Genomic DNA, 18,882 nt, shown 5'->3' with positions numbered 1-18,882 from the left:
AGGCAAGCTAAGATTTCATGGCCACGAGGAGCTAACTTGAGCAGATTGCCTAAGTTCCCACAGCTCCTCGCCCGCCAGAGCCCGGTTTTTCGTATATGCGGCAGAGGACGTTTGTGAGCGAAGTCGTTGCGCTGCTCCTTCATTTTCGTAATGCCGTGCAAACGCACGCCTGCGTCCTTTCCCTACTTCGAGAAGGGGTCGACCGCTTGGTAGTTGTGGACAATTCGGGCGACGGAGGGACTTCCCTGGCGGCCCTGAAGACCATGAGTGGCGTTGCAAGCTCCCCCATTTTCTACATGGAGCCTGACCAGAACCTTGGATTTAGCCGCGGCATAAATGCAGGTATGGCATTCATTTCATCGAGGTGGACTGGGGCTTCCGTGTTGGTCATCAACAACGATGCAGTGCTGTCGGAGGGAAGCCTTGAAAAACTTCGCGGTGCCGTAATTGGTGTGCTACCCGTTATTGCCGCCCCAAGAATTCAGGGGCCATACGGCGTGGTAAGCCCCAAGGTGTTCTATCGGCACCTGTCGGCAACATTACGTTCGAAATCGGGAAGTCGATTCGAACACGCCTTGCTGGGAGGGGCTTGCCTCATGGTTCATTCGTCACTTTGCACAGCGGACTTCTTCGACGAGACGTTCTTTTTCTATGGTGACGATATTGAGCTAAGCCACCGCATGGCGGCACGTGGCGTGGCGCTTGTGGAGGTTCCCGGTGCCCTGCTCGTCCATGAAGGGTCAGCCAGTAGCCGGATGGGCTCGCTATTCTATGAGTACCACATGGCCAGGGCGCACCTCCTCGTTACAGGGCGTTTGGGCTATCGTTTGCCCGGGCGCTTGGGATTGCTTGTGTGTCGCGTATTTACTCTTGCCGCTCGTGCATTTTTTAGGAGCATTCGTTTCGGCTCCATGAAGCCATGGAAGGGCCTAATCATGGCTTGGTGGGATTTTCTGCGGGGACAGACACGTGCCCTGAATCCGGCACAAGCCAGTACTTCCAAACAGGGGGAATCATGAATGTCGCCCCGGCCAACATGCCGGAATTGAAGTGGTCACATGGCGACGCGACGAGTGTCCCTATGTGTCCAGGGTGTGGCGGCACTGATCGCCATCCGGCGCTCACTAACGCGCCGGACATGATGCTTCCCGCCCGCGTGGATCGATGGTCGATGTGGACGTGCGAGGGATGTGCGTCAATTTGGCTTGATCCCCGACCGGCCGAGGCATCATTGTCTGCTGCGTACGATTTCGACTATTACACCCATTCCCCGGTTGTGACGCAACAGACGCGGCCGTCATGGATATGGAGATTGATAAACGGGTACTTGCAGGTGCGCTTCCGATTGCCCGCGAAGCCAGCATCGAAGTTTGGCAGCATCGTTATGCGATGCCTTCCGCCGTTGCGGTTGAAGCTTGATTACTACGGACGACACTTGCGCGGAGTTGGTCGTCGCTTATTGGATGTTGGGTGCGGAAATGGCGAATTTGTGGCGCGGGCGCGGGATATGGGGTGGGATTCCCATGGTGTCGACCCGGATCCTGCGGCGGTTGCCGCCGGCCGGTCCCGAGGTCTACAGATAACTCACGGAACGCTTGCCGACGTATCCGTGCCCAATGATGCCGACGCGTGGGACGTTATAACTCTATCTCATAGCATTGAGCACGTTACCCAGCCTAAAGTTGTCCTTTCACAGGTCCTCAATATGCTTCGGCCTGGTGGATACGTCTGGATGGCTTGGCCGAACCCGCAGTCCATGGGACGCTTTTATTGCGGTCGTTACTGGGAGAGTTTTGACCCGCCTAGGCATCTTTGTCTCTACAGTCGCCGATCGATGCAGCTACTTCTGTCTGAGGCCGGTTACGAGTCGATCAGGTTCCATCGACGAGGATCGCATGCCGGACGCATCTACCGCGTTTCTGCAGAGGCATCGCAGCGTGCTGGAAGCGGATCATGGCGTTTTTTAGCTCCGATCCGCATCCTGTTAACGTTGATCGCGGATCTGATCGCCACAATCGATCCTCGGTGGTCTGAAGAGCTCGTCGTGACGGCCTTCAAGCCGAAGGCTTGATCTCCGTCATTTTTCATTGGTTTTTTTCCTGACGTAGCGAATCACCATGATCACGCCAAGGATGGCGAAAACGAGTTCGCTGACAACCAGGGCAGTAGCAGCTCCAGTCAGACCCTGGCGCGGCAGCATGATTGACATGGTTGCCACGAGCACTGCCAAGCCAACGGCTTCATAGCCTGCCCTGACCAACGGATGGCCGATAGCTATAAGTATGCCTCCACAACCAATACGAACTGCCATCGGTATGGCTGCCCATGAGACATCTCGCAAGACTTGGTCGAGTCCCACGAAACCGGCGCCAAACAACTGCCCTAGTGGAGATGCCAATATTTGAATGGAGCCAGTGGCCGCAATGCCCCATCCGAAGCAGGCAAACACGATGACTTGCACAAGGCGCCCCATGCCTGGATCGGTCGCGTGCGCATGACGGAATAGCCTAGGCTGACTCGTCATAACCATGCCGATCATTGGCGTGATCGCCGCCGCGAGAGTCCGCGTGGCAGCGGCATAGTACCCTGCTGGACCTGCGCCCAAATAGCGGAGTGCCAGCGCCTTGTCTAGTTCTGCTGGATTGAGTGCAGTAAAGGCCATAGCGGCGTACGACGCGCCCTCTCTTAACTCCGAAAGCGACGCTCGACGATGGCGAAGGTCAAGGCCGAGCCGTCGTCGTCCGACTCTGGCGGCGACACCCAGTGCCGCCAGCGTGGCAAGCACGTGTAGCCCGACGTATGCCGCCAACCGTTGATCACTTGGCCAGAGATACGTGATTCCGATAGCGAGCAGTCGAAACACGAAAGGAAGCAACTGGAGGTATTGCCCGAGGGCTACAAATCCGCCCCCCTGCATGGCCGCTCCGATATTTGCAAGTTGGGGTCCAACAATTAACTCGCCGAAGGCAATGGTTAGGATGATGCCGATCGTTAGTGTCGTATAGTGCAGCACTAATGGCGCCCCGAGCACGTAGACGACGCCCAGTGTTGCGCCGCAAATCAGGGTAAGGGGCCACGCCATCCGCCAGGCGTCAAGTCCCCCCGTGGGGTCGCGCGACATCCTTGCGAGCACAATGTAGTTCGATCCGACATTAGCTATCGCCGCTATTCCAATGGCAAGCGAGGTAGCCCCTGCAAAACTCCCATACGCCTCATGGCCCAGAAGGCGGGTGACCGCCAGCAGCCACCCTGCCTGCGCTATTAGCTTTACGCTCAGCGCCACTGCCGTGCGCATGCTGTCCCGGGCTATTGGGCCCGCGAAACAACGGCCTATTCTTCGGATGAGCTCTTCGTTTGTAATGGGGTGGGATTCCTTGGACGAACTGGCGGGAATTTAGCGCACTTTCGCCGATGGGCGCATGCTGTGAGGGCGCCATGGCGGTATGATCTGCTCATCCACGGGGAGCCACGCCTTTGAGCCGCCTAAGTATTATCCTGCCCGCCAAGAACGAGGCTGCGGCCTTGGTAGACGTGCTGCCCCGCCTTAAGGCGGGATACCCCGAAGCCGAGATAATCGTCGTGGACGATGGTTCGACGGACGAGACACGCGCGGTCTGCCAATCCAGCGACGTTAGTTGCCTGAGCTCTCCTTATTCCATGGGTAACGGTGCTGCAGTCAAACGGGGTGCTCGTGCCGCCCGTGGTGACATTCTGGTATTCATGGACGGCGATGGGCAGCACGATCCCGCGGATATCGCGCGCCTTGTCGGGCGACTCGATCAAGGCCTGGACATGGTGGTGGGTGCACGCGACTGGAACAGTCAGGCTGGCGTTGGCCGTGGTGTTGCCAATACTCTGTACAATTGGCTTGCCAGCCACATTACCGGGCACGTCGTCAAGGATCTCACATCCGGATTCCGTGTTGTGCGCGCGGACAAGTTCCGGGAATTCCTTCATCTACTGCCCAATGGATTTTCCTATCCCACCACAAGCACAATGGCTTTTTTTCGTAGTGCTTATGGCGTGGCTTATGAGCCAATCAAGGCGCACAAGCGGGTGGGCCGCAGCCATATCAAGCCAATTCGCGACGGTTTGCGCTTCTTGCTGATTATCTTCAAGATCGCAACACTATATTCACCATTGAAGTTATTTTTGCCAGCAAGTTTCTTGTTTTTCACGCTGGGGTGCGCCAACTATGGGTGGACATTCTTCCATGAGGGAAGATTGACCAACATGAGTACGCTCATGTGGAGTGCAGCGGTGATCGTATTCCTTATTGGTCTCATTTCGGAGCAAATCACCGCGCTTACTTACCGTCTGGACGCCAGGCAGGATGATCGGCGATGACCTCCCCTGACGCATCCCAAGATCATCGCGAGATCCGTGATTTCTACGAACAAACTTACTATGGAAAACTCGGGATTCGTCGCTGCATTCCTTGGCATTGTCGACGAATTGCCAGAAAGTTTGGTTCGTTTGGAGGCGATATGGTGCTGGATGTAGCCTGTGGAACAGGCGAGTGGCTTGAGCATTTTGCATCGCAAGGGGCGCAAGTTGGCGGCATTGACCTGTCGGCTAGAGCAATTGCTGAGTGTGAGCGAGTTTTGCCCCAAGGTGAGTTTCATACCGGCCCTGCAGAGGTGCTACCGTTCGCCACGGGTCGGTTTGACGCTGTTACGTGTATGGGTTCGTTGGAGCATTTCATAGATAAGCCAGCGGCACTGCGGGAAATGATTCGGGTTTCCACGCCTACTGCTCGTTTCATGATCCTCGTGCCCAATGCTGGCTTCCTCACTCGCAAGCTTGGTCTTTTTCGGGGTACGCACCAGGTGGCAGTGCGGGAAGATGTGCTTGAAATCGATCAGTGGACCGCATTGTTCGAAAGCGTCGGTCTCTCGGTATATTCGCGATGGCGGGACCTACATCCTCTAAGCATTTCGTGGATCACCAACGGTTCGTGGGTACGGATTCCCCTTCGTATGATTCAGGCTTTCGCTCTCACGCTTTGGCCGGTCCGTTGGCAATATCAGGTGTATTTCTTTTGCAAAAAGAAAACCCCATAGCGCTGTGCACAATGCTCGTTTCCCGGAATCTGCCACCACTTCGCGGCGGTATGGAACGGCTAAACTTGCATATAGCACGAGAACTTTCTGCCATGGGGAAGCTCATCGTCATCGGGCCTTCGGGTTGTCGAGTTAGCCTTCCATCATCGGTCACGGTGGACGAACTGGCGGTACAACCGCTCCCTTTGTTTTTGCTTCGTGCCGCCTGGCGTGCGCTGATCCGCGCAATCGGTTCGCGTCCTCGCGTGATTGTCGCGGGGAGTGGCCTTGCTGCGCCCATCGCCGTCATCACTGCCAGATTGCGTGGCGCCCGCAGCGTCGTCTATCTCCATGGACTAGACCTCGTTGTCGACCACTCAGTCTATCGACTGCTATGGCTGCCTTGGATTCGTCGTTGCGACACGTGCATCGCAAACAGTGCAAGCACGCTACAACTAGCGATCGATGCGGGGGTGAGGCCATCGCGTCTTAAGGTTGTCCACCCGGGCGTGACTCTTCCCGATGATATTTCCACTTTGCACTGTGAGGAATTTCGTCAATCCATGGGATGGGAGGGACGGAAGGTAATGCTTTCCGTGGGAAGGCTGACTCAGCGGAAGGGATTGGTGGAGTTCGTTCAAGACGTGCTTCCGTTGATCGTCGCACGTTACCCGGGTGTTCTGCTGGTGGTAATTGGCGACGACGCCCCCGACGCGCTTGCTGGCGGTCGCTCCAACGTACGAGCGCGCGTGATCGCGATTTCCGAGCGGCTTGGCCTTTCTGGCAACATTCATTTGCTCGGCCCGTGCGACGAATCCACATTGAAGCTGTCGCTGGCCACGGCGGACGTACACGTGTTCCCCGTGCGGGCCGTTGCCGGTGATGTCGAAGGTTTTGGGATGGTGGCGATTGAGGCAGCCGCGCACGGCCTGCCAACGATCGCGTACGCAGTGGGTGGTGTGCCGGATGCTGTAGAAGACGGAGTATCCGGGTGGTTGGTAGAGGCGGGTGATGAAGTGGGTTTTTCCAACCGCATTATCGAGACCCTAGCTGACGGACGAAAGGCCTGGGACGGCGGAGCGCGACGATTTGCGGCCGCGTTCTCTTGGGACAACTTCGGCCGCAAGTTCCGCGAGACTATCGCATGACACCGCGCGTCCTGGTCGATCCGACAGACATGCACAATATTGCCGAAAGCATTCTCGAGATGGATGCCTTCGTCGCCGTGATAGTTACATTCCATCCGGATATCATGGTGCTTACACGTCAAGCGACTGCACTGGGCGAACTAGCCGCGGTAGTAATTGTGGATAATGGGTCGACAGTTGCTGAAGTGGACGGGTTACGAGCGCTGGCGAGTGGGACGACCGGTCGAATTTTTCTTGTCGAAGCCGGACGGAATCTCGGGCTCGCCGGAGGCCTGAACCTTGGTGTGGCTGAGGCAAAACGCTACGTACCCAATTCTTCTGCGGTGCTCTTGCTGGATCAGGATTCGGAGTTTTTCGATGATGTACCTGGAAAGTTGCTCGCGCGGCTGAATCAGGTGCAGGCCGAAAACGGTACAGCGTGCTGCGTTGGCCCTTCAATGGATGACATTTCTACCGGAATGTCGCACGGATTCCATCACATCGTCGGAGGCTGGCGCTGGGCGCGTGCCTATCCCACCAGCATGGGCGACTTGCCAATGTCGGTGGCTAACCTCAATGGCAGCGGCACCACGATGCCACTGGCGTTGTACGAATTGCTCGGCGGCATGGATGCGGATCTGTTCATCGACCACGTCGACACCGAGTGGTCATTTCGTGTGCTTGCGGCCGGCGGACTGTTGTTCGGCGATCCAACTGTTTCGTTCACTCATCGAATGGGTGAGGCAGGCCGTCGAATATGGTTACTGGGCTGGCGCGTGTGGCCCGAGCGATCACCTCTTCGGCACCAGTTTCTCTATCGAAACACTCTAAGACTTCTTCGGCGGCCATATGTCCCCCGGGTGTGGAAATGTTGGGCCCTCGCCAAAATGATCGTGACCTTTTTCATAACTCTTGCGATTGATTCGCGCCGAGGCGCCCAGGTGCGCGCCATGCGGACTGGAGTTGTTGAAGGCTGGCGACGTTAACACCAGGATTAATTGTCGTCGTCCGTCGAGCCGTGGGCGATGCGCTCCCGAAGGCTGCTGATCTCGGCGTCTAGACTGCCGCCTCGATTGAGAGCTTCGAGACGAATTTGTTGCTCTCTGACTTTTGACCACTGGGACGTGGCTGCGTACATTCGAGCGAGCGTAACGTGGTAGACCGGCTCGGATGGAATGGCGACCGTTGCGCGCTCTAGAAGTGAAATGGCTAGGGAGCGATTCGCTAAAGCGTTCCAGGCAAAGTCCCCATATATCGCCATAAGGCGAGCGCTCGGTCCAGGTTGTTGCATCGCGGCCTCAAAGCTGGTCTGTAGCTGCGAAGCCGGAAAGTCGCATTTCTTATCTACAAGACAGCGAGAAAGCGCGTCAAGCGAACTCTCGTCCTGGACACCTGCAGGCCGCGCCCGAAGCTTTCGATCCATACTTTGCCACCACACATCCTTGATTGGTCGATGCATGTGTGCGTTGAAGAATATTAGTGCCTGTTCGGCGAGAATGGATGACCCTGGAATTGCGGCTGCCTTTTCGAGCGGCGAGTATGCGAGTGGAGTAAAGGGTGAGGCTGGATCGTAGTGGGAATAAATGATGTAGGTGCGTCCAAGTTCATACTGGGCGCGAGGAGAGCCCGGCGCACGCCACGCGAGGTCCCTTGCAAGTGCAAGGGGATCCCCCCAGGCGATGCTTGCAATCGCAGTCTGGAAAAGCCAGTAGGACAAGAGTGCCGCAAGGAGTGCGCGACGGGCGACAGGCATCGGTAGTAGGTTGTTCCCGCACCCTCTCCGAACAATCAGCGGCGGCACTACGACAAGCAAGATTCCAATGCTAGAAAAGTAGTTTCTATGTTCATAGACGAGTTCCAGCGGGAGTATTGTTCCGGTGAGTAGATTGGAGCCAAAGTAAAGAGCGATCCCTAAGGTCGCCAATGGATACCGCGAACGAAACAGCGCGGCAAAAGCGACCAGCATCGCCAAGAAAACGTACGATGCAATTGTTGTCCATGGTGAGAATAGAGACGTCGAAATCACATAATCGTCGTGGTAGAAGGACAATGCATGTGGTGTTGGGAAGATCGTCGAAAAAATATACCCCGAAACAATTCTTCCTTCGGAGAGAAGACGAGTGGCGAGGGTAAAGTCGCGGCGTATCCATGCGGCCGGATCAAGTACTTCTGGAATAAGAATCGCAAGCCCGGCTATCGCTGGGATAGCGAGGGTCGCCATGAAGAAAACCAAGATACGTCGATCGACAGGGCGAATCATCGCGGGATCACCGTAACGAATAACCGTCATTTCGATCGCAAGGGCATACAACGGCAACATTACGGCCGTTTCCTTAGCAAGGCTGCCAAGAAATGTTCCAAGTACGACACTTCCCATCGATAACAATAGCCCTCGTTGGCTAGTGAGCGATCTCGAACGACCTTCAACGTAGCCGATCAACCCCAATAGCACGAATACATTGGCAAGGCTCTCCATGCGCTGCACGACGTAGACAACTGCGGTGACGTTGATGGGTAGTGCCATCCACGCGAACGCAACCAAGAGAGCAATCCATCGTCGCTGCGTTTCGGATTGGCTCTGATGGATGAATCTCAGGATGCGCGTTATGAGAGCGAACAGCAGCACGCCATTGAGGAGGTGAACAAAAATGTTCGTTACCTTGAACCCATACGGGTTCATGCCGGCAATCAGGTAGTTTGCAGCGAAGCTAAGCGAAGCAAGCGGGCGTCTGAATTCGCTGGCTGGAGAGGACAGCGCGGCTCGCACCAAATTTGGCACCGTCACGTTGTCAGGTTGTACCGAAGCGTTGTCGACAATATTGGGAAAGTCGTCGAAGAGGAATCCGCCACTTGTGGCAGGCCAGTAGGTGGCCGCGACGACGCCGAGTACGACGACAAGCCCGAGCCATATAGTAAGTCGATGAGGGATAGTCAATGCAGTACCTGTTGGTTTTTCTTCGCGAGGTCGGCGACAAGGGTAGCGCTCAATTGGGCTGACTCGTTCTCCCAATAGTGCTGACGGCCCAGAACCCACGCATGCACCGCAGGCATACCGAACCCAGGCTTTTCAACCCGGGTTTTGACGGATTCAAATACGGCAAGATGTTCAAGCCCTTCCCGAGGATGCCCATAAGCCCCAAGTGTTGCCGCCTGTTCCAGTGCCACTGCTGGACGTATTTGTAACAACAGCGCCTGATTGAAATAAGTCAGTGCCGCGGCGACGTTACCTTGCTGCAACGCGATCATGCCCTGCATGTGGACCAGATCCTGTTGTCGCCCGGAAGGGAGGTAGGGGTTGCGCAATCCCGAAGAAACAAGCGTCTTTAAGGCCATCATGTTCAAGTTTGCGCATTCGCCGCGTGTGGCCGAGTCGATAGCTCGGGTGAACCAAGAGCTAAGCAGTGTCCCGGGGTCGCGAGTGACCTGCAAGGCGTGCGCCGCGTCTGCCAACGTGGAAGTGTTGGCTGTTCCGAGAGCGCACTCGGCGCCGAGCAAATTGAAAGCGATCTGCACTTGATCTGGTTGGGCGAGTAGAAGAGGGCGTAGGCGTCTTATCGCGGCTTCTGGATTCCCTTGCTGAACTTCCGCTTGAGCAGCATTTGCCTGAGCTCGCATTGATCCAGGGTTAATGCGAGCCCAAACCATGCCCTGCTCTTTTTCATTGCCCCATAGTGTTGCATTCGAGAATGTAAGCGATGCGAGAAGTAGCACGAGTATTCCCGCAATCATGGGTTTGAGCCATTGTGTTCTTCTCGTCGCATCTGAAGCTGAAGCAGCATCTTTCCTTTGCCAATCACCAGCCAACCATTGCCCCAATGGCCAGAACATTAGAAGGGCTGGCACGTAGTTCCTGTGCTCGTAGTACAGTTCCAGCGGGATTGTGGTTGATTCAATGAGGTGACCCACTAGAAAAAACACTATGGCAGCGGCGACTGCTGGAAAGCGATTTCTACAGCCCAATGCGATGGCCGCTAGTGCAGCTAGCGCCGCAATCGCCACCGACGTTGAAGCTGGATGGAATAGCGAAGTGGAGATGACGACTTGGTCGTTGAAGACCCCCGGACTATAGGGTCTGGGAAGCCAGAGTAATCGCAGGTAGGTCCACAGCACGCGTGGTTCGGTCAAGAGTCGCTCGCCGATGCTCCAGGGTCGTGGCCCGGTTCCGTGAACATGTGCATTGATGCCTGCCATTACAAGATAAGCAACGACGCAAAATGTGGGAATCCATCCTGCTATAACAATTGCTAGGTGGTGACCTCGTGTTCGTCGTGTTTCGGTGTCGCATCGAAATATCACGTATTCCATTACGAGCATGAAAGTTGGTAGTAGAGCGCCATTCGCCTTGGCCATGACGCCGAGCGCGGTAGCTGCGCCAAATCCAATAACCAACAAAGTCGCGTTCGATGTGTTTCCGGCGATGAACTGTTTTCGCGCGAAAGTCCATAGCAATAGCCCGGCCAGTGTCGTCATAGCGGGGATCATTGCTTCTCGTTGGACGACATACATTGTCGTCGAGACGAATAAAGGGTGCAGAAGCCAAAGTGCGGCACCCAATAGCGCAGCAAAGTCGATACGCCAGTTTTTTTGGGTTTGGATTGTCGTGGGGGCAAGAGCCGTCCCCAGACGCCTCAGCAAAATTGCCAGCAGCATCCCATTCAGCATGTGGAGGAGCAGATTGGTGCGCTTGAAATCGAATGGGTCTGCTGGCCAGTCGTTAGCGTCAATTAGAAAGCTGAGGACCGCTAATGGTCTACCCGTGGGATCTGCGTTTCCTGACGTTATATAGCGAGCGAAGCTAGCGGCGTTGTCCACCCTCCCTTCGGCTCCGAGGGAAGGGAGGTTGGCAAAATCATCGAACAGGAAAGGGCCATGGAGCCCTGGGAGATATACCAGACTCAGCAACAGTGCTGCGGCCAGTCCAGCCTCGAAAAAGTGATGCTGGACAAGTCGTGCAAAATACTTCACGTTAGCCGCCGGCCTTTGAGGTGATGCGTCAAATAGAAGGAGAGCTATTGAATCAATAAGCGTGCGTAAACACGTTCACTATACCGACAATCAACGCCGACACCCATGTGATACGCGTTACTTTGTCTACAAATTCCAAAAAAAAGGGCCGCATAGAGCGGCCCTTTTCCGTACTTCAACAAAAAACCCTAAATCAGGATCAGCCCTTACTTGCGGCAGGATGACGGCAGGTACTTGCCATCGACACCGGCGGTAGCAGCAGGCTTGCATGTCCAGGCGATAGCGCCCGTCTTTGTGATCGGCGACAGCAAAAGAGCTTTGCTCGAGAGGTTCTTATTGGCTTTCGCGCCCAAGCCATTGCTGCCGGCACCGTAGTTGATCGTGATCACGCCGGTCGTTTCAACGTTAAGACTACCAACGTAGCTACCGCCGATAGAGGAGTTCTTGGCCAGGCCGACCGAGGCGTTACCGCCGGAATTGGTCAAGTCACCCTTGTTGGTATAGAACTCGGCAACGGCCGTCTTGGCGCCGTCAGCCAGCGACAGACCTTCCGAAACCTGCGAGCGGATGGTGTAGTCCTGATAGGCCGGGATGGCAATGGCAGCCAGGATGGCGATGATTGCAACCACGATCATCAGTTCGATGAGCGTGAAGCCTTTCTGCACAGTCTTCATGGTGATTCCTTGGATATCTGGTTAGCTAACCGGAAGATTAAAGTGATGCCCCCTGAGCCCTAGTCCCGGATCCCCTAGGTGGGTCCGGGGCCCCTCCCTTCACTTGTCAGGAACGACCAGGAAGCTCGGCCGAGGCGGTGCATGTAACGTGCCAGCCTAGGCGGCGCTATTTCCTCACATCTCTCGACGCCAGGAATGTGTGTCCAGTCACGTCTGCAGAGTCTGCTATGGAATGTTGGATCTGCGAGTTGTTGCTCTACAATACAGCAATGCCCAATCGCGTCACAAAGTGACGTGCAATGTCAGGCTGGGCGGCAAAACGAGGGAAGATATTTACTCGGCATACTTCTGCCGCCGCACTTCCAAATAATGCTGCCTGCATTGGTTATGGGTGAGAGGAGTATCGATCCGCCCTGTACGTTCGCGTTTGCCTTCGGTCCGGTGAAATCGACAGAAATAAGTCCGTCCGTCACCACCAGATTGGATGCGTAGCTACCGTTGATTGAGCCCGCTTGGGCGAGCCCGGCGGATTCATTGCCATGCGGATACCGCCCCGTATTTGCAACAAAATCCCACACTGCTGTCTTGGCCCCAGTAGCCAGGCTGATGCCCTCGCTTACCTGTGAGCGAATCAGGTAATCCTGATACGCCGGTATGGCGATGGCGGCTAGTATGGCAATGATCGCAACCACGATCATCAACTCGATCAGCGTAAAACCGCGACCGGCTCGCTGTGGCAACATGGCAAGCTCCCCTGTATGGACATCGTTTCCGCTTGGCATGTTTCGTACCAAACTACCGCCTCATGCAGGAATAGCAGGATCCATACCAGATGAGCGCTGGTCAATAAGCCGGCTGTGAAAACCGTGACAGCGTCAGCAGAGCCGGCGGATGATTGACGCCGCCTAAAGGTTACCGGGCTCCGTGCATCCAGCGCTTGATCAACGGCGCTACCACCAAGGCCAACACCGCCGCCCCAAATCCCACCCAAACCATCTTGTCAAACAACTCCCCATACTTCGCACTAGCCACCGCAAAATCAATCTTCCCATCCAGCGGAATATCCAGCGCCGCCCATTTCCCAAAGATCGAAGCCACCTGCTCGGATAGCGACGTCCCCAGCCACCAGGCACCCATCATCAACCCCACTACCTGCGGCACGGAAAGCTCCGCCACCGCCGCCAGACCGATAGGCGCCAAGGCCACCTCGCCCACCTCGATCAGGAAATAAGCCAGTACGATCCACCACACGCTACCCAGCGATGTTGCGGTTACCGTGGCATTGCCCATAGCCAGCGGCAGGAAGGCCAGCCCCGCAAAAGCCAAACCGATGGCACTTTTGTTCGCCTTGCTGGGGTTCCAGCCTCGTCGTTCCAGCGCCGGCCATAGCCAGGCAAAAAACGGGGAAATCAGCACAATGAAAAACGCACCCAGGTAGGTAAGCGAACTCGCCGTCTGCGGCAGCACCACGCAGTCGCGCAGGATCAGCACAGTGCCCACCACGGTAAGACCACCCAGCAGCAACTTGCGCAGCCGCTTGGATTTCATCGCCAGGGCAGCGCCCACCACGAACGGGCTGGCAATCAGCGGGATGATCGACCACGGCACAGGGTGACCCTCGCGGATCACCATCGAGGGAAACAAATCCTTGCCCAGCATCCGGTCGTTGAACAGCACCCACGAGCCGTAGGTCTGCTCATATAGAGAGAAAAACAGCAGGCATACCGCCACAAAGAATACGCAAGCCAGCATGCGGTGACGCTGCACCTTGTCGCAGCGCACGGTCACGTACCAGGCAAGCCATCCCAGCCAGCCGGCCATGGTCGCCAGCTGCAGCCACAGCACGGCATTGCCCAACTGCATCAGCCCCCAAAGCACCGGTAGCGCAAAAGCCGCGCCCAGATAAATCGCCCACTCGGCATTGATTGGCCCCAGCACCCGTCGCTTCAGCCGCTCCATGCTGGGCGGCTCGGCATGCCCCTGCAGGTGCCGTTGCCCGGTGACGAATACCGCTAGCCCCGCCAGCATGCCGATGCCCGCCGCGCCGAAGCCGTAGCTCCACCCATAGGCTTCACCCAGGTAACCGCAGATGATCGCCGAGAACAGCGCGCCCACGTTGATACCGGCATAAAACAAGGTAAAGCCCGAATCTAGCCGGGGATCGTTCTCTGGGTAAAGCTTGCCCACCACGGTAGAGATATTGGGCTTCAAGAACCCCACGCCGCTGATGATCAATGCCAGCGAAAGATAGAAAACGCCCAGCGCAAAGAGGTCCCGATGCACCACGCCATCGGCGCCCATCGTGGCCTGATGGCCCTCCACCGCCATACCCAGGTGACCCAGGCAAAGCAACACGCCGCCCAGCACCACCGCCTTGCGCATCCCTAAAAACCGGTCAGCCAGGATCCCGCCGAGCACCGGGGTGGCATACACCAAGCCGCCATACGCCCCGATCAGGGTCAGGCTTTCGACGTCGGAAAACCCATGGTGCTTGATCAGGTACAGCGCCAGCAGGGCCTTCATGCCGTAGAACGAAAACCGCTCCCACATCTCGGTAAAGAAGCAGACGTACAGGCCCTTGGGGTGGCCGAACAGGTCTTCGCCCGGATCGTAAGCCGGGGCGTCGTCAAGGGTCATGCGTTGGAGCCTGCCGCGTGGTAACGGCCCGGAGTATGCCGGGAAACGGCGGGCTGATGGGGGACAACCCTTGCGCCACGCCCGCGCGCCGCTTACCGTCACGGCCTGGAACGTCACGCCCACGGAGTGCCCATGAAACCCTTGTTCGCCGCGCTTGCCCTGGCGCTTGTCGCCGGCCCCGCCCTGGCCGCCGACGGCCCGCATCCGTTCTCCGTTCGCGACCTGGTGATGATGGATCGAGTAGGCGATCCCCAGCTTTCGCCGGATGGCCGCTTCGCCGCCTTCACTGTGCGCTCCACCGACTATGCGGCCAACAAGGGCAACACGGCGATCTACCTGCTGAACCTGGACAAGGGCGGCATGCCGGTAAAGCTCTCCGACAAGGGCAACACCCCGCGCTGGGCGCCGGATGGCTCGGCCGTGTACTACCTGGCCAACGCCGGGGATACCTCGCAACTCTTCCGCCAAAACGTAGATACCAAGGGCAAGTCGCTTGCCGCAACCGGTGCGGCCACCCAGGTGACCTCCACGGTGCTGGACGTCGACAGTTACAAGCTGTCCCCCGACGGAAGCCACGTGCTGCTGTCGATGGAAGTGTTCACCGACTGTGCCGACCTTTCCTGCACCAAGGAAAAGCTGGACGGTCGAGAGAAAGACAAGGCCTCTGGCACCATCTATAACAAGGTGTTCGTGCGCCACTGGGACACCTGGGAAGACGGCCGCCGCTCGCAGCTCTTTATCGCCCCAACCACTGGCGCCACCGCCGAGCCTACGCTCCTCACTCGTGGCATCGATGGCGACGTCCCGGGCAAGCCCGAGGGTAGCGACGATGAGTTCTCGTTCTCGCCCGACGGCCGCTCGGTGTTCTTCGACGTGCGTATCGCCGGCACCAGCGAGCCATGGTCAACCAACTTCGATATCTACCAGGTGCCCGCTGATGCCTCGGCTGCACCGAAAAACCTGACCCAGGCCAATCAGGCCTGGGACGCCAACCCGTTGGTGTCGCACGATGGGCAAACGCTGTACTACACCGCGATGAAGGAGCCCGGCTACGAGGCCGACCGCTTCGGCATCATGGCTATGGACCTGTCTACGGGCACCGCCCGCGAAGTGGCGCCGAACTGGGATCGCTCCGCCGGCAGCCTGCAGATCAGCGCCGACGGCAAGACGCTCTACACCACCACCGACGACAACGGCCAGCATGCGCTGTTCGCCATCGACGTCGCTTCAGGCAAGGCAACCAAACTCACCGACAAGGGATCCATCGGCGGGTTTGCGCTGGGAACGAAGCGCATCCTGTTGCAGCGTGACGACCTTAAAGTACCCGCCGACCTTTACATCGCCGATACCCGCGGCAAGGGCCTGAAGCAGGTCACCCATTACAACGCCGCGCGCATCAAGAACGCCAAAACGGGTGAGCCCGAATTCTTCACCTTCAAGGGCTGGAACAACGAGATGGTGCAGGGCTATGTGGTCAAGCCCGTCGGCTACAAGAAGGGCAAGAAGTACCCGATAGCCTTCATCATCCACGGTGGCCCGCAGGGCGCCATGAACGATAGCTGGAGCTATCGCTGGAATCCGCAGACATACGCCGGCCAGGGCTTCGCCGTGGTCACCATCAACTTCCATGGTTCCACCGGCTACGGCCAGGCCTTCACCGAAAGCATCTCCGGTGACTGGGGCGGAAAGCCGCTTGACGACCTCAAAGCCGGCTGGTCGGCGGCGCTTTCCAAGTACACCTTCCTCGACGGCGACCGCGCCTGCGCCCTGGGTGCCAGCTATGGCGGTTACATGGTGTACTGGATGGCCGGCAACTGGAACCAGCCGTTCAAGTGCTTCGTCGACCACGACGGTGTGTTCGACGCCCGTGCCATGTACTACGAAACCGAGGAATTGTGGTTTGAGGAAAAGGAAAACGGCGGCGAGCAGTTCGAGCACCCGGAAAACTACGAGAAATTCAACCCGGTCAACCATGTGAAGGACTGGCGCGTACCGATGCTGATCGTCCACTCGGCCAAGGATTACCGCATCCCTGAAACCCAGGGCCTGGGTGCCTTCAACGCGCTACAGCGTCGCGGCATCCCCAGCCAGCTGCTGCACTTCCCGGATGAGAACCACTTGGTGCTAAAGCCGCAGAACAGCGTGCAGTGGCATGAGACGGTGAATGCTTGGTTGAAGCGGTGGACAGCAAAGGATTCGGAGTAGCGCCAAAAGGGGTCAGAGTAATTATTCCGACCCCCTCGGCCATCCCATGGACGAATTACCTTTCCTGATCTTCGGCGCCCCCGCTATCGGCGAAGAAGAAATCGCCGAAGTCGTCGACTGCATGCGCTCGGGCTGGCTTGGTACCGGGCCCCGAGTGGCGCGGTTCGAGGCGGATTTCGCTGCCTACCGGGGTGTGGGCCCACAGCACGTGGCGGCCGTCAATTCCTGCACGGCCGCCCTGCACGTAAGCATGGTGGCGGCGGGCCTGGAACCGGGCTCCGAAGTTATCACCACGCCGCTCACCTTCTGCGCCACGGTGAACGCGATCATGCACGCGGGGCTTACCCCGGTGCTGGCCGACGTGGACGAGACCACGGGGAATATCGATCCCGATGCCATCGAGGCAGCGATAACCCCGCGCACGCGTGCCATCGTGCCGGTGCATTTCGCTGGTCGGCCGTGCGAGATGGACCGTATCGTGGCTATCGCGGAAAAACACGGCCTGGTGATTATCGAAGATTGTGCCCACGCCATTGAAACCGAGTACCACGGCACGCCGGCCGGGCGCTTCGGTGACTTCGGCTGCTTCAGTTTCTACGTCACCAAGAACGTGGTGACGGGGGAGGGTGGCATGATCCTGGGGCGGGATGAGGAAAAGATCGCGCGGGCGCGGATCCTGGCCTTGCACGGCATGAGCAAGGACGCCTGGCATCGTTTCGGCGACGCAGGCTACAAGCACTACCAGGTGGTCGAGTGTGGTTTCAAATACAACATGATGGACATGCAGGCGGCGATTGGTCTGCACCAATTGGCCAAGGTCGAGAAGCATTGGCTGCGCCGACAGCAGATATGGCATGCATACGATGAAGCACTGGCAGAGCTGCCGATCACGCTACCTGCCGAAGCAGCTCCATATACCCGGCATGGGCTGCATCTCTACACGATTCGTGTGGACCACGAGCGTTGCGGAATCGCGCGCGATGATTTTCTCGATGCGATGAACAAGCAGCGCATCGGTACAGGCGTACATTATCTCTCTGTTGCCGAGCATCCGTACTACCGGGAAACTTTCGGCTGGGAGGCGGAGCGATGGCCCCACGCCATGGCTTGGGGTCGGCAGACGGTGAGCTTGCCGCTTTCTCCCGGCATGAGTGATGCCGATATTGAAAGCGTAGTCAGTGCAGTGCGTGCGGTAGTGCGGGCACGATCGCAGAGAAAGTAATATCGCAATAAAGCATAGCCTAGAGTCGAAAAATCGATCGACGGAAATGGTTCCGGGGTGTGGGCCGCTATTTTGTCTTGCCCGATAAAGTCCGTTGCAACGCCCAGAGTAGATTCATCTTGTTTTCTTGTGTCCAGCGAGGATCATCCAGGATTTTAATGGCTCCTTGTAGCCGTCGCTCAATTTCCAGGCGACTAGTCTCCTTCATACCTTGGGGACGAGCGCTCTGTAGTGACGCAAGTTGAGACTCGTAGAATGAACGAGCTGCTCCGAAATCGTTCAATGTGACGAGGAGAAAGCCAATGTCCGGTAATCCATATTCGTGAGGTGATAATTCCCTTATCGCTGCTCTCGACCTAGCCTCAAGTTTAGGTGTCGGCTTAAGAAGGTAAAGGCCCATGTAGCTATTTATGATTAGCTGCTTGTCCTTTGGTGGGCACGGTGTGGCTTCTGTCATTGCAATAGCTTCTTCAAACAACGCTTGACGATATAGAGCTATTGCCTTCCGCCAAGTATCGTCATGAAGAGTGCATTTCGGTGGGCCGTCTGTCGAGGTGCATGCACTCAACAACGATGCTGCTAGCACTAAGAAAAGCAACTTGTTTTTTTGAGTCTTCATATTGTCGATTCCATGGACAGAGTTCCTTATCTGTAGTGGTCAACTAACCCCGGACACCGGGTTAAGTTTTTCCTCGGCAACTGCCGGCTCGAGGCCGCCGTTGAAATGATGCGGTCGAATCTTGTTGTAACGCCGCACCAAGTAATAGCTGATGTCGCGACCTGCTTCTACTGCGGTGGCGTAACCGGTCGACTGACAGGTGTACCGCTTGCCACTCATAAAGACCTCCTCGGTTGCCAGAAATCACGGCTCGGAGTGGTCTACAAAGGCTGGTCGGTCCATCTATCAACTGCCCAAGGTTGGACGCGTAGCCCAGAGACGAAGCGCATTGAGCATAGTTGGATGTTCATGTCCACATCACTTTTGCGACGATTCGCATATGGCTTCGCAG

15 protein-coding genes and 1 pseudogene are annotated in these 18,882 nt (G+C 57.1%); 8 read left to right on the top strand and 8 right to left on the bottom strand.

Annotated features, from left to right (window positions below; all coding sequences use genetic code 11):
* Positions 1-113: 113 nt before the first annotated feature.
* Together VGM61_RS14590 and VGM61_RS19555 are read left to right on the top strand one after the other, a co-directional pair.
* Positions 114-1,019: a glycosyltransferase family 2 protein gene (locus tag VGM61_RS14590; protein ID WP_331523557.1), complete on the top strand. Its 906-nt coding sequence runs from the start codon at positions 114-116 to the stop codon at positions 1,017-1,019.
* Positions 1,020-1,384: 365 nt separating this feature from the next.
* On the top strand, positions 1,385-2,071 hold the full coding sequence (locus VGM61_RS19555; protein WP_414694891.1) for a class I SAM-dependent methyltransferase: 687 nt from the start codon (positions 1,385-1,387) through the stop codon (positions 2,069-2,071).
* Positions 2,072-2,077: 6 nt separating this feature from the next.
* Here the strand turns inward: VGM61_RS19555 and VGM61_RS14585 are convergent, their stop codons facing one another.
* Positions 2,078-3,295, bottom strand: coding sequence for a lipopolysaccharide biosynthesis protein (locus VGM61_RS14585; RefSeq protein WP_331523556.1), 1,218 nt, complete (start codon positions 3,293-3,295; stop codon positions 2,078-2,080).
* Positions 3,296-3,474: 179 nt separating this feature from the next.
* Here VGM61_RS14585 and VGM61_RS14580 point away from each other — a divergent pair, with 179 nt between their 5' ends.
* The 4 genes from VGM61_RS14580 to VGM61_RS14565 are packed head-to-tail and all read left to right on the top strand — an operon-like array spanning position 3,475 to position 7,155.
* Positions 3,475-4,347 carry a glycosyltransferase family 2 protein gene (locus VGM61_RS14580; RefSeq protein ID WP_331523555.1) on the top strand — a complete coding sequence of 291 codons (873 nt, stop codon included), beginning with the start codon at positions 3,475-3,477 and terminating at the stop codon, positions 4,345-4,347.
* Entirely contained in the window at positions 4,344-5,063 is a 720-nt protein-coding gene (locus tag VGM61_RS14575) for a class I SAM-dependent methyltransferase (protein WP_331523554.1), read from the top strand. Before VGM61_RS14580 ends, VGM61_RS14575 begins: the two co-directional genes overlap by 4 nt.
* An 11-nt stretch (positions 5,064-5,074) precedes the next feature.
* Positions 5,075-6,190, top strand: a complete 1,116-nt coding sequence (locus VGM61_RS14570; protein WP_331523586.1) for a glycosyltransferase family 4 protein — start codon at positions 5,075-5,077, stop codon at positions 6,188-6,190.
* Positions 6,187-7,155, top strand: coding sequence for a glycosyltransferase (locus tag VGM61_RS14565; protein ID WP_331523553.1), 969 nt, complete (start codon positions 6,187-6,189; stop codon positions 7,153-7,155). The genes VGM61_RS14570 and VGM61_RS14565 overlap by 4 nt, the downstream gene beginning before the upstream one ends.
* An 8-nt stretch (positions 7,156-7,163) precedes the next feature.
* Here VGM61_RS14565 and VGM61_RS14560 read toward each other — a convergent pair whose 3' ends face one another.
* From VGM61_RS14560 to VGM61_RS14540, 5 genes are all read right to left on the bottom strand, one after another.
* Positions 7,164-9,104 (bottom strand): hypothetical protein, encoded by a 1,941-nt coding sequence (locus VGM61_RS14560; RefSeq protein WP_331523552.1) that lies wholly within the window; start codon positions 9,102-9,104, stop codon positions 7,164-7,166.
* Entirely contained in the window at positions 9,101-11,134 is a 2,034-nt protein-coding gene (locus VGM61_RS14555) for a tetratricopeptide repeat protein (RefSeq protein ID WP_331523551.1), read from the bottom strand. The genes VGM61_RS14560 and VGM61_RS14555 overlap by 4 nt, the downstream gene beginning before the upstream one ends.
* Before the next feature lie 206 nt (positions 11,135-11,340).
* Complete coding sequence (locus VGM61_RS14550; RefSeq protein WP_331523550.1) at positions 11,341-11,808, bottom strand: pilin; 468 nt, start codon at positions 11,806-11,808, stop codon at positions 11,341-11,343.
* Positions 11,809-12,110: 302 nt separating this feature from the next.
* Complete coding sequence (locus tag VGM61_RS14545) at positions 12,111-12,551, bottom strand: pilin (RefSeq protein ID WP_331523549.1); 441 nt, start codon at positions 12,549-12,551, stop codon at positions 12,111-12,113.
* A gap of 169 nt (positions 12,552-12,720) precedes the next feature.
* Positions 12,721-14,445 carry a peptide MFS transporter gene (locus VGM61_RS14540; RefSeq protein WP_331523548.1) on the bottom strand — a complete coding sequence of 575 codons (1,725 nt, stop codon included), beginning with the start codon at positions 14,443-14,445 and terminating at the stop codon, positions 12,721-12,723.
* A gap of 132 nt (positions 14,446-14,577) precedes the next feature.
* On the opposite strand from VGM61_RS14540, the gene VGM61_RS14535 reads away from it, so the two are divergent.
* Positions 14,578-16,650, top strand: coding sequence for a S9 family peptidase (locus tag VGM61_RS14535; RefSeq protein ID WP_331523547.1), 2,073 nt, complete (start codon positions 14,578-14,580; stop codon positions 16,648-16,650).
* 46 nt (positions 16,651-16,696) lie between these two features.
* Positions 16,697-17,872, top strand: coding sequence for a DegT/DnrJ/EryC1/StrS family aminotransferase (locus VGM61_RS14530; RefSeq protein ID WP_331523546.1), 1,176 nt, complete (start codon positions 16,697-16,699; stop codon positions 17,870-17,872).
* A gap of 67 nt (positions 17,873-17,939) precedes the next feature.
* On the opposite strand, the gene VGM61_RS14525 is transcribed toward VGM61_RS14530, so the two are convergent.
* Positions 17,940-18,491 (bottom strand): hypothetical protein, encoded by a 552-nt coding sequence (locus VGM61_RS14525; RefSeq protein ID WP_331523545.1) that lies wholly within the window; start codon positions 18,489-18,491, stop codon positions 17,940-17,942.
* 39 nt (positions 18,492-18,530) lie between these two features.
* Positions 18,531-18,722, bottom strand: a pseudogene (locus tag VGM61_RS14520) (IS3 family transposase); the annotation flags it as partial.
* Positions 18,723-18,882 lie beyond the last annotated feature (160 nt).

Source organism: Pinirhizobacter sp. (assembly GCF_036499745.1).
In the GTDB taxonomy this organism is placed as follows: Bacteria; Pseudomonadota; Gammaproteobacteria; order Xanthomonadales; family Rhodanobacteraceae; genus Pinirhizobacter.
The sequence above is the reverse complement of the archived record's forward strand: the minus strand, read 5'-3'. Positions and strand labels throughout refer to the sequence as shown.